Origin of the sequence: Flavobacterium zepuense (assembly GCF_007097145.1) — a bacterium.
Lineage (GTDB): Bacteria > Bacteroidota > Bacteroidia > Flavobacteriales > Flavobacteriaceae > Flavobacterium > Flavobacterium zepuense.
Genome location: NZ_VJVZ01000009.1, coordinates 189,455 through 200,582, shown reverse-complemented (window position 1 = coordinate 200,582; position 11,128 = coordinate 189,455). Strand labels below are relative to the sequence as shown.

Annotated in this window: 10 protein-coding genes; 8 read left to right on the top strand and 2 right to left on the bottom strand. The window is 42.1% G+C overall.

Going from position 1 to position 11,128, the window contains the following annotated elements:
* Window positions 1-45 precede the first annotated feature (45 nt).
* The 7 genes from FMM05_RS14600 to FMM05_RS14570 all read left to right on the top strand — a co-directional run bounded on the left by FMM05_RS14600 (window position 46) and on the right by FMM05_RS14570 (window position 7,495).
* Complete coding sequence (locus tag FMM05_RS14600; protein WP_143374132.1) at window positions 46-1,176, top strand: aspartate aminotransferase family protein; 1,131 nt, start codon at window positions 46-48, stop codon at window positions 1,174-1,176.
* 261 nt (window positions 1,177-1,437) lie between these two features.
* Window positions 1,438-2,388, top strand: coding sequence for an N-acetylornithine carbamoyltransferase (locus FMM05_RS14595; protein ID WP_143374131.1), 951 nt, complete (start codon window positions 1,438-1,440; stop codon window positions 2,386-2,388).
* Window positions 2,378-3,163 carry an acetylglutamate kinase gene (gene argB / locus FMM05_RS14590; protein ID WP_143374130.1) on the top strand — a complete coding sequence of 262 codons (786 nt, stop codon included), beginning with the start codon at window positions 2,378-2,380 and terminating at the stop codon, window positions 3,161-3,163. The genes FMM05_RS14595 and argB overlap by 11 nt, the downstream gene beginning before the upstream one ends.
* A 15-nt stretch (window positions 3,164-3,178) precedes the next feature.
* Window positions 3,179-4,300 carry a M20 family metallo-hydrolase gene (locus FMM05_RS14585; protein WP_143374129.1) on the top strand — a complete coding sequence of 374 codons (1,122 nt, stop codon included), beginning with the start codon at window positions 3,179-3,181 and terminating at the stop codon, window positions 4,298-4,300.
* Window positions 4,301-5,581, top strand: coding sequence for an argininosuccinate lyase (gene argH, locus FMM05_RS14580; RefSeq protein ID WP_143374128.1), 1,281 nt, complete (start codon window positions 4,301-4,303; stop codon window positions 5,579-5,581).
* 113 nt (window positions 5,582-5,694) lie between these two features.
* On the top strand, window positions 5,695-6,363 hold the full coding sequence (locus FMM05_RS14575; RefSeq protein ID WP_143374127.1) for a hypothetical protein: 669 nt from the start codon (window positions 5,695-5,697) through the stop codon (window positions 6,361-6,363).
* Between the two features lie 82 nt (window positions 6,364-6,445).
* On the top strand, window positions 6,446-7,495 hold the full coding sequence (locus FMM05_RS14570; RefSeq protein WP_143374126.1) for a TlpA family protein disulfide reductase: 1,050 nt from the start codon (window positions 6,446-6,448) through the stop codon (window positions 7,493-7,495).
* A 4-nt stretch (window positions 7,496-7,499) separates the two neighbouring features.
* Here the strand turns inward: FMM05_RS14570 and ytxJ are convergent, their stop codons facing one another.
* Window positions 7,500-7,892, bottom strand: a complete 393-nt coding sequence (ytxJ, locus tag FMM05_RS14565; protein WP_143374125.1) for a bacillithiol system redox-active protein YtxJ — start codon at window positions 7,890-7,892, stop codon at window positions 7,500-7,502.
* Window positions 7,893-8,020: 128 nt separating this feature from the next.
* On the opposite strand from ytxJ, the gene clpB reads away from it, so the two are divergent.
* A complete protein-coding gene (gene clpB, locus FMM05_RS14560; protein ID WP_143374124.1) occupies window positions 8,021-10,627 on the top strand; it encodes an ATP-dependent chaperone ClpB in 2,607 nt (868 codons plus the stop codon).
* Window positions 10,628-10,751: 124 nt separating this feature from the next.
* Here the strand turns inward: clpB and FMM05_RS14555 are convergent, their stop codons facing one another.
* Window positions 10,752-10,994 carry a hypothetical protein gene (locus tag FMM05_RS14555; protein WP_143374123.1) on the bottom strand — a complete coding sequence of 81 codons (243 nt, stop codon included), beginning with the start codon at window positions 10,992-10,994 and terminating at the stop codon, window positions 10,752-10,754.
* Window positions 10,995-11,128 lie beyond the last annotated feature (134 nt).

Here is an 11,128-nt window from a genome sequence, read left to right as displayed (position 1 = left end):
TATAACTTTTTAACTTTTAACTTCTAACTTTCAAACATTTATACAATGAGTTTATTCAATGTATACCCAATATACAACATTACCCCTGTAAAGGCGCTTGGCGCCAAAGTATGGGACGATAAAGGCCAGGAATATCTTGACTTTTACGGCGGGCACGGCGTAATTTCGGCGGGGCATTCCCACCCTGATTATGTAAAAGCCATTACAGAGCAGGTGGGCAAAATAGGATTTTATTCTAACTCTATACAAAACCCAATTCAGGAAGCACTGGCAGACAAGCTTGTAAAAGCATCCGGCTATCCTGACTATACGCTTTTCCTTTGCAACTCCGGTGCCGAAGCTAATGAGAATGCGCTTAAGCTGGCATCCTTCCACAACGGTAAAAAGAAAGTTATAGCTTTTAAAAAAGCATTTCACGGGCGTACGTCGGCGGCTGTTGCAGCTACTGATAACCCCTCTATCGTTGCGCCGCTAAACGCCGGTCACGAAGTGGTTTTTCTTCCGTTAAATGATATCGAGGCATTCAACATTGAGCTTGCCAAAGGCGACATTTGCACCGTAATTATCGAGGGCATACAAGGCGTTGGCGGATTGGATCAGGGTACTACCGAGTTTTTCCAAGCCATTGCTGCCGCATGCAAAACAGCCGATGTAGTCCTGATATTAGACGAGATACAAAGCGGTTATGGGCGTTCGGGCAAGTTCTTTGCACATCAATACCACGATATTAAGCCCGATGTTATTACGCTGGCTAAAGGTATGGGCAACGGTTTCCCTATCGGAGGCATCCTTATCTCGCCTAAATTTAAAGCATCATACGGTTTGTTAGGCACTACGTTTGGCGGTAACCACCTGGCTTCTGCGGCAGCGTTATCGGTATTGGAAATTATCGAAAACGAAAACCTTATTGATAATGTAAACACTATAGGTACTTACTTTAAGGAGCTTGCAGGTCAGATTCCCGAAGTAAAAAACATTAAAGGCCGTGGCCTCATGCTGGGCCTTGAATTCGATTTTGATGTAACCGAGCTTCGTAAAAAACTAATTTACGACGAGCATATTTTTACAGGTAATGCATCGCAAAAAAACCTGCTGCGCATATTACCACCACTTTCTATAACCAACGAAGATGTGGATGTGTTTTTTACAGGACTTAAAAATGCTTTAAAGGCATAGTTAGTTTCCTGCAAGGTTTTTAAAATAGGAAAGAGCTTTGGAGAAGCGGCATGTCTATAGAGAATAGATGGCCCTGAAGCGGTAGTCCCGGAGGGACGGCATATAAATACCATACTATGCCGCTCCTCCGGAGCTCGTGCCCTATCCAGCCTTTAGATTTACTATAAACATACCGCTTCTCCGAAGCTAAAAATAAGGTTATACATTACAGATAAACCTGCAAGGTTTTGAAAACCTCTCAGGTTAGTAACAACTAAAAGAATGAAAAACTTCACTTCCGTAGATGATATACAAAATCTTAACGAGCTGGTATCGTTAGCCAAAGCCATTAAAGCGGCACCTTTTGCGAATGCCGAACTGGGCAGGAACAAAACCCTTGGGCTGTTGTTTTTTAACCCGAGTTTAAGAACCAGGCTCAGCACACAAAAAGCGGCGCTTAATTTAGGCATGCACGCTATTGTTATGAACCTTAATACCGAAGGCTGGCTACTGGAATTTGAAGACGGTGTGGTTATGGACGGCAATAAAGCTGAACATATTAAGGAGGCGGCACAGGTGGTCTCGCAATACTGCGATATCATTGCCGTACGTAGTTTTCCTACCCTTACCGATAAAGAAAAAGACGAAGAAGAGCAGGTTATAACTGCTTTTAAAAAATATGCATCGGTGCCGGTAATAAGCCTTGAAGGATCTACCGAGCACCCGTTACAGGCTGTTGCCGATGCCCTTACGGTGGAAGAATATAAAACCATTGCCCGCCCTAAGGTGGTGCTTACATGGGCGCCGCACCCGAAGGCACTGCCGCATGCGGTACCCAACTCTTTTGTAAAAGTGATGAAAAAGGCCGACGTTGATTTTGTAATTACCCACCCTGAAGGCTATGAACTGAACCCTGAATTTACTGCCGGTGTTACCATTACCCACAACCAGGACGAAGCGTTTAAGGATGCCAATTTTATTTACGCCAAAAACTGGAGTAACTATATAGAGTACGGGCAGATTACAAGCAAAGACCCATCGTGGACGGTTACAACCGAAAAGATGGCGCTTACCAATGACGGTAAATTTATGCATTGCCTGCCCGTGCGCCGTAACATGATAGTGACTGACGATGTGCTGGATAGCGATGCATCTATCGTAATTCCGCAAGCTAATAACCGTACCTATGCCGCACAGGCCATACTGACTAAAATTTTGGAAGATGGAAAATAAACCCCGGCTTACAGTTGTAAAAATTGGCGGCAATGTAATAGATGATATGTCGGCTTTAAAGGCATTTCTTATAGATTTTGCAGCAATAGAAGGCTATAAAATACTGGTGCATGGCGGAGGCAAAATCGCCACTAAAACTGCCGAAAGCCTTGGCATTACTGCCGTTTTTTATGAAGGAAGACGTATTACTGATAAACCAATGCTTGATGTGGCGGTTATGACGTATGCCGGCTTTATCAATAAAGATATTACAGCGCAATTACAGGCACTGCTCAACAACGCCATGGGCTTTACCGGTGCCGATGGTAACTTGATTCTATCTGAAAAAAGAAAAAATGCTGCCGTTGATTTTGGTTTTGTAGGCGATGTACTTGCCATAAATGCCGAACTAATTAATGTGCTGCTGCTGCAAAACATTGTACCTGTCTTTTGTGCCATAACACACGATGGTGCGGGCCAGCTTCTTAATACCAATGCCGATACTATTGCAAGTACGCTTGCCGTGGCATGCAGCCAACATTTTGATGTAAACCTGCTGTATTGTTTTGAGAAAAAAGGTGTGCTGATGGATGCCGAAGATGAGGAATCTGTTATAAAAAACCTTACTTTTGAAACCTACCAACAACTGCGTGAGCAAAAAGTTATCCACTCCGGCATGCTGCCCAAGCTGGAAAACTGCTTTAATGCCCTGCAGCAGGGGGTTTCTAAAATTGGCATAGGAAGCCCCGAAATGCTGAAAAAAAACAACAGCATTTTTACGCTGGTAACGGCCTAATCAAAAAATAACTGCATGAGTGGCAAAACATTACATACCCTAACACAAGAGGCAATACAACTATTAAAACGGCTTATTGCAACGCAGTCTTTTTCGGGTGAAGAAGATGGTACTGCGCTGCTTATAGAGGCCTGGTTTAACAGTAACAACATATCGTTTGAGCGCGAGAATAACAACATCTGGGCGTTTAACAAATATAAGGAGGATGGCAGACCCACCCTGCTATTAAATTCGCACCATGATACCGTAAAACCTAATCTTGGCTATACGCTTAACCCGTTGGAGCCTATAGAAAAAGACGGTAAACTGTTTGGGCTTGGCAGTAACGATGCAGGCGGCTGCCTGGTGTCTTTACTGGCTACATTCGCTTATTTTTATGAGACGGAGAACTTGCCCTATAACCTTGTGGTTGTGGCATCTGCCGAAGAAGAAAGCAGTGGCCCGAACGGGCTAAACAGTGTACTTAAGCACCTGCCCGAACTTGATTGCGCCATTGTTGGAGAACCTACCGAGATGCAACTGGCCATTGCCGAAAAAGGGCTTTTAGTTTTAGATGTTCTTGTTGAGGGTACCCCCGGCCATGCTGCACATCCTAACGATAATGTCTCTATTTACAATGCCCTGCCGGTTATAGAATGGTTCAGGGATTTTAGGTTTGAGAAGGTATCGGATGTTCTTGGCCCAATTAAAATGACGGTTACCGGAATCAATGCCGGTAAGCAGCACAACGTGGTACCGTCTGATTGTAATTTGGTAGTAGATGTTCGTGTAAACGACCGCTATACCAATTTAGAAGTACTTGATATTATTCGTAAAGAAATAGGCAGCAAGGCAAAGGTAACTCCGCGATCGCTACATCTTAACTCATCATCAATACCTAAACGCCACGATTTGGTTTTAGCGGGTATCGAGTTAGGAAGAACAACATACGGGTCGCCCACATTAAGCGACCAGTCCGTTTTAAGTTGCCAGTCGCTAAAGCTGGGTCCGGGCTATTCGCCACGGTCACACAGCGCTGATGAATTTATATATATTAAAGAAATTGAAGAGGGAGTAGAATTGTATATTAAAATACTTTCTAAATTCCTTAAACAAGATACCATACCGGCACAAAAAGCCGCAACACAATCTGAATAAATGAAACTCTGGGAAAAAGGCATACCTACCGATAAAAAAACCGACCTGTTTACTGTGGGCAACGACCGCGAACTCGACTTAGTATTGGCCGAGTACGATGTTATCGGCTCTATGGCACATGCTAAAATGCTGGGCAAAACCGGCTTGCTAACCGCACAGGAAACGAACGATTTGGTAGCTGCCCTACAGGACATCCTTAAAATAATCAATGATGGCGAATTTACCATTGAAGATTCTTTTGAAGATGTACACAGCAAGGTAGAATACCTGCTGATACAAAAACTGGGAGACACCGGTAAAAAAATTCACGTAGCGCGTTCCCGTAACGACCAGGTACTTACCGATGTTCATTTATACCTGAAAGCTGAAATTCAGACCATAAAAAATCAGGTTAAAGAGTTATTCGACTTATTGATAAGCCTGAGCGAACAATACCAAAACATATTATTACCGGGCTATACGCATTTTCAGGTGGCCATGCCATCCTCTTTCGGGATGTGGTTTTCGGCGTATGCCGAGACATTGATAGACGATGTAACTATGCTGAATGCCGCATTAACCGTAGCCGACCAGAATCCGTTAGGATCGGCGGCAGGATATGGCAGCTCCTTCCCCATCGACAGGACTTTTACTACTCAGGAAATGGGTTTCGCGACCCTAAAATATAATTCGGTTGCCGCACAGATGAGCCGCGGTAAAGTAGAAAAAACCACCTCTTTTGCAATGGCGTCGGTAGCGGGTACGCTATCGAAATTATCTATGGATATTTGCCTGTACCTGAGTCAGAATTTCAATTTTATAAGCCTGCCGCAGCATTTAACTACAGGCAGCAGCATAATGCCTCATAAAAAAAACCCCGATATTTTTGAGCTTATTCGCGGTAAGTGCAACAAAATCCAGGCGCTTCCGTACGAACTTACCCTTATAACCAATAACTTACCGAGTGGTTACCACAGAGAGTTCCAGTTGCTTAAAGAAGGTTTATTCCCTGCGTTGCAAACACTAAAATCGTGTTTGGAGATGGCGCATTATTCTATTAAAGAAATTAAGGTTAACGAAAACATCCTCGACGATAAAAAGTACGATTACCTGTTTACGGTAGATGCACTTAACGAACTTGTTACTGCCGGTGTACCGTTTAGGGACGCCTATAAAATTGTGGGCGAACAGGTAGACAACGGCACATTTACATCGCCAAAGGCGACAAAACATACACACGAAGGTAGCATCAACAATCTTTGTCTGGATGAGATAGTAGCGAAGATGGAAAGGGCTTTGTAATTTTTACCCAAACCATCTGGATTTAAAGCGCTTATTAATTTGTTAACAAAATAAGAATGACTGTATAAAAACCGTCAAAAACAAACTAAGTTTGCAGCCCGCAAAAACAACTCATGGGCCCTAAGCAAACAATAGGTATTGATCCGCTTGATCTAAATGATTTTCTCATTGCTGTAGAAAAATCATTTGGCATACAATTTCAGCCGGAAGAATTGCCTTCGGGGCTTAGTATCCGACAGTTGTGTAAGTGTATATCCAGTAAAATACCATTACCGCAGGACGAAACCTGTACATCGCAGCAGGCTTTTTATAAAGTACGTGGCGCTATTGTATCCGTCACAAATTTCGAAGAAAAATCAATAGAACCCGATACGCTTCTGGAAGAACTTTTTCCCAAGAAAAAAAGGATATCGCAGGTTAAAGCACTCGACCAGAAACTGGATGTAAAACTCAATGCGTTACAACCTCCCGGATGGTTAGAAGCCTTATTGCTACTGGTGCTTATTATATCATTTGTAGGGGTGTTTTTTAAGTTTAAATTCGCCATCCCACTTATTATCTCTTACTTAGGATTATGGATAGCACGAAAAACCGCTAAAAATTTCAGCCTGCACACCGTTGGCGAACTCTCGGAAAAAATGATGCGACTCAACTACATCAAATCAAGGAGGAAGGCATCGGTAAACATTCACGAGATAGAAAAAATTGTCACTACCTTACTGATGGACGAACTCGGCCTCGAAAAGGAAGATATACACCCTGATAATGTTTTAATAGATTAATTCTTATTAAAATATCTTTCAGCATACTTTTATTTTTAGGATGCCGTTGTAACTATTACAACCACCTTAACTGTAATTGTTTATGTACAAAATTACACTCATGTGTTTATTGGCAACCGTAATATCTTCCTGTAAAAAAGAGCATGAAACACCCGTAGATAAGAGTAAAACCATAGTTACCGTAGATTATACGACGGATATTACCCCGGATAGCATTGTTATTACCGACACGGATTTTAAGCATTGGCAGGGGTTTAAAAAATTTAGTAACCCGCTAACCGCAACGTTTAATAAAGGCGTTCCCCACAGTTATACCGTAGCGTTCTTTAAAAATGGAGAGCATTACACGGGCCAGTTTTGGCTGAATAATGGCAATCCAAAAATTAAGCTGCACTTTAAAAATAAGGAAGTAGTTGTAGATACTGTTTACAATTCACCCATTTATTATGAGCTTTTTGCTTTTGGAGACCAGCTTGATGCCTATCATAAAAACCAGGATACGTTAACACGGGATAAATACCTGCTGAATAAAATCGATGAGCATTTTAACGATGCTTTCTCAAATCTTGCTTCGTTTAATTACATGAGTTACCATCAAAATAATCCTGAAAAATTGCGGTTGCTGCTCAATAAGATCGAAAAACAAAATGACAGCGTTAAATATGGCTTATCAACTGTTTACCCTGCGCTGCAAAAAATGCTGAACGTAAGCAAGATATCAAATTTCAATCCGTTTTCATACACGTTAATGGATGCAAAAGGTGCAGTTAAAAAACCGGATGCAGGTAATAGCAAATTATACCTTGTAGATTTTTGGTTTGTAAAATGCAAGCCCTGCGTGGCTGATCATAAAATTATAAACCAGCGCCTTAAGGATTTTAAAAAGCACAGTATAGAGGTTATCGGCATATCAATAGACCAAAAATATGAGGATTGGAGCGCCTACCTTAAAGAGCACAATTACAGCTGGAACAATTACAAACAGGTACACAGCGAGAAAAATATTCCGGCAGATGATTTAGGTATAACCACCTACCCTACCTACATTATTCTTAACGATAAGGGCGAAATTGTATCTAAACGCTACAATTACATTACAGATGTAATTGCTGATTATATTGATACGAAGTAAGCAATTACACCCTCCCCTTAACCTCGGCAGCATCAATATCGCTGTGCGATGTGGTGTAAACCGCTTCGCCATTTTTGATAAGAATAAGCTGCGGGCTTTGGTGTACCACTCCAAAACGTGAGGCAATTTCGTTAGAAATATCCCTGTGTTCCAGCAGATCAAGAAAATATGGTTTAGCGGTATCAATGTCGATAGCGTATTCGCGTTCAAAATTCTTTAATGCCATACGGCTTACTGAGCAGCGTGTACTGTGTTTAAAGATAATCACAGGCGTTTCGGCAGATTCTGTGGCAATAGCATCCAACTGTTGTATATCTGTTAAATCATTCCACACTATCGATGCAGAAGGCGTATCTTTACTATCAGAATTTCTGAATATATTGCTAAACAGACTCATATTGACATATTTTAGGACAATTTGTCGGTTTTAATTGAGGATTTTTAATCAAAAACAGACATTTTGTCGGATTTTACTTATTGGAATATAAATTGACTATTACTTCTCAAAAATAAACAATTTAAGATATGAACTTTGCCAATTTTACTATAAAATCTCAGGAAGCTGTACAAAGGGCACAGCAAATTGCCCAAGGCTTAGGCCAACAGCAAATAGAGAACGAGCATATCGTAAAAGCTATACTGGAGGTCGACGAAAATGTTACCCCGTTTATCCTTAAAAAACTTAATGTTAACCTGCCGCTTTTTGGGCAGATATTAGACAGCATTATACAAAGTTTCCCTAAAGTACAGGGTGGCGAAATGGGTATATCGCGCGATGCAAACACTGCGCTAACCGAGGCATCTAACATTGCCCGCAAAATGAACGACGAGTTTGTAAGCATAGAGCATTTGCTGCTTGCCATTTTTGCTTCGCGCAGCAAGGTAGCCCAAATATTAAAAGACCAGGGCGTTACCGAAAAAGCGTTAAAGTCTGCTATTGATGAGCTTCGTAAAGGCGAGAGGGTAACGTCGGCCAGTGCCGAGGAGACCTATAATTCGCTTAACAAATATGCCAAAAACCTCAACAAATTAGCTAACGATGGCAAACTCGACCCGGTTATTGGCCGTGATGAAGAAATTCGCCGCGTACTGCAAATATTAAGCCGCCGTACCAAGAACAACCCTATGCTTGTTGGTGAGCCCGGTGTGGGTAAAACCGCCATTGCAGAGGGTTTGGCGCACCGTATTATCCAGGGAGACGTGCCCGAAAACCTTAAGAACAAAGTAGTTTACTCTTTAGATATGGGTGCCCTTATTGCGGGTGCCAAATATAAAGGTGAGTTTGAGGAGCGATTGAAATCGGTGGTAAAAGAGGTTACCTCTGCTGAGGGCGATATCGTACTCTTTATTGATGAGATACACACCCTTGTGGGTGCCGGTGGTGGCGATGGCGCTATGGATGCCGCCAATATTTTAAAACCCGCCCTTGCCCGTGGAGAGCTTCGTGCCATAGGTGCCACTACTTTAGATGAGTACCAAAAATACTTTGAGAAAGACAAAGCATTAGAGCGTCGTTTCCAGAAAGTTATGGTAGATGAGCCGGATACCGAAAGCGCTATATCAATACTTCGTGGTATCAAAGAAAAATACGAAACACACCACCAGGTGCGTATTAAAGATGATGCCATTATTGCAGCAGTAGAGCTATCACAACGCTATATTACCAACCGTTTCCTTCCGGATAAGGCCATTGACCTTATGGACGAGGCGGCTTCTAAAATACGAATGGAAATTAATTCCAAACCCGAAGAACTGGATGTGCTAGACAGAAGGATAATGCAGCTCGAAATTGAGATTGAGGCCATTAAGCGTGAGAATGATGAAAGCAAACTGAAATCGTTAGGTATGGAGCTTGCCAACCAAAAAGAAGAGCGCAACGAGATCTATGCCCGCTGGAAAAGCGAAAAAGATGTGGTTGATGGCATTCAGGCTATTAAAACAGAAATAGAGAATTATAAAATAGATGCCGAACGTGCTGAACGTGATGGCGATTACGGTAAGGTTGCGGAGCTTCGCTATGGCAAAATAAAACAAGCTCAGGAAAAGCTTGATACCATGCAAGGGCAGCTTCATGAAAACCAAAATGGTAAAAGCCTTATTAAAGAAGAGGTTACCCGCGAGGATATTGCCGAAGTTGTAGCCAAATGGACCGGCATACCGGTTACCAAAATGCTTCAGGGTGAACGCGAAAAACTGCTTAAGCTGGAAGATGAGCTACATAAACGTGTTGTGGGTCAGGAAGAAGCGATAGAGGCCGTGAGCGATGCCGTAAGGCGTAGCCGTGCCGGATTACAGGACCAAAAAAAACCTATTGGGTCGTTCCTGTTCCTTGGTACAACCGGTGTGGGTAAAACAGAGCTTGCCAAAGCCCTTGCCAGTTACCTGTTTGACGACGAAAATGCCATGACACGTATAGACATGAGCGAGTACCAGGAGCGCCACAGCGTGAGTCGCCTTGTGGGCGCGCCTCCGGGATATGTAGGTTATGATGAAGGTGGGCAGCTTACCGAAGCCGTTAGAAGGAAACCATACAGCGTAGTTCTTTTAGACGAAATAGAGAAAGCCCACCCCGATACCTTTAATATATTGTTGCAGGTACTTGACGAAGGCCGACTTACTGATAATAAAGGCCGTGTAGCCGACTTTAAGAATACCATTATAATAATGACCAGCAACATGGGTAGCAGCATTATTCAGGAGAAATTCGAGAATCTTAAAGGCAATATAGAAGCTGCTATTGAAGCTGCCAAAATAGAGGTTTTAGGATTGCTTAAGCAAACGGTTCGACCGGAGTTTATTAACCGTATAGACGATATTGTAATGTTTACGCCACTTAGCGCCGATAACATCAGGGAAATTGTTGGATTACAGGTTAAAAGTGTTACCAGGTTATTGGCCCAGCAAAACATTACGCTGGATGCCACGCCCGAAGCAATTGACTACCTTGCCAAAAAAGGCTACGACCCGGACTTTGGTGCACGCCCGGTAAAACGTGTTATCCAGAAAGAAGTTATGAACGAGCTTTCTAAACAAATACTTAGCGGTAAGGTTACTACCGATAGTATAATCTTGCTTGACAGTTTTGATGGCAACTTAGTTTTCAGGAACCAGACTGATTTGGTTAGTAACTGAATTGCTGCCGTATAAATAATTATGCCCACGCTATAACGTGTGCATAATTGTTTAATCAGCTAATCCAAAACAAAAACACCCATGCCGTAAGCATGGGTGTTTTCTTAAAAGCGTAGCCGTCTGTTTAACGGGCGCTTCTATATTGGTAATACTGTCGTATGGTCATAACATCTTTATCGGCGTGCTTTCTTCTATAAGAAACCGCAGCAACCAAACCTACCACCCCAAGGCAGCATAACAGCATTATAAAGAGTGTGTTTATAAGGTAGTTACTAAACGTTGTATTATCAAAAGTAAAATCGTTTACAAACATATAACCTGTAAATAACAAGCCAAACGTGGCAGCCAAAATGTATAGTAGTTTCATAGCAGGTAAATCTTTAGGGTTAGACGTTACTTATAACTCCGACTCAAATTTCTACATTTAAACACTTAGTTTCAAGAACTTTGTGACTAAATAACTTTTGCTTAAGAAAACATTTGTAATACTTTATTTGCATC

What these genes read in the sequence shown, in the direction of transcription:
- FMM05_RS14600 (WP_143374132.1), top strand. Translation starts at nt 46, where the DNA reads ATGAGTTTATTCAATGTATACCCAATATACAACATTACCCCTGTAAAG.
- FMM05_RS14595 (WP_143374131.1), top strand. Translation starts at nt 1,438, where the DNA reads ATGAAAAACTTCACTTCCGTAGATGATATACAAAATCTTAACGAGCTG.
- argB (WP_143374130.1), top strand. Translation starts at nt 2,378, where the DNA reads ATGGAAAATAAACCCCGGCTTACAGTTGTAAAAATTGGCGGCAATGTA.
- FMM05_RS14585 (WP_143374129.1), top strand. Translation starts at nt 3,179, where the DNA reads ATGAGTGGCAAAACATTACATACCCTAACACAAGAGGCAATACAACTA.
- argH (WP_143374128.1), top strand. Translation starts at nt 4,301, where the DNA reads ATGAAACTCTGGGAAAAAGGCATACCTACCGATAAAAAAACCGACCTG.
- FMM05_RS14575 (WP_143374127.1), top strand. Translation starts at nt 5,695, where the DNA reads ATGGGCCCTAAGCAAACAATAGGTATTGATCCGCTTGATCTAAATGAT.
- FMM05_RS14570 (WP_143374126.1), top strand. Translation starts at nt 6,446, where the DNA reads ATGTACAAAATTACACTCATGTGTTTATTGGCAACCGTAATATCTTCC.
- ytxJ (WP_143374125.1), bottom strand. Translation starts at nt 7,892, where the DNA reads ATGAGTCTGTTTAGCAATATATTCAGAAATTCTGATAGTAAAGATACG.
- clpB (WP_143374124.1), top strand. Translation starts at nt 8,021, where the DNA reads ATGAACTTTGCCAATTTTACTATAAAATCTCAGGAAGCTGTACAAAGG.
- FMM05_RS14555 (WP_143374123.1), bottom strand. Translation starts at nt 10,994, where the DNA reads ATGAAACTACTATACATTTTGGCTGCCACGTTTGGCTTGTTATTTACA.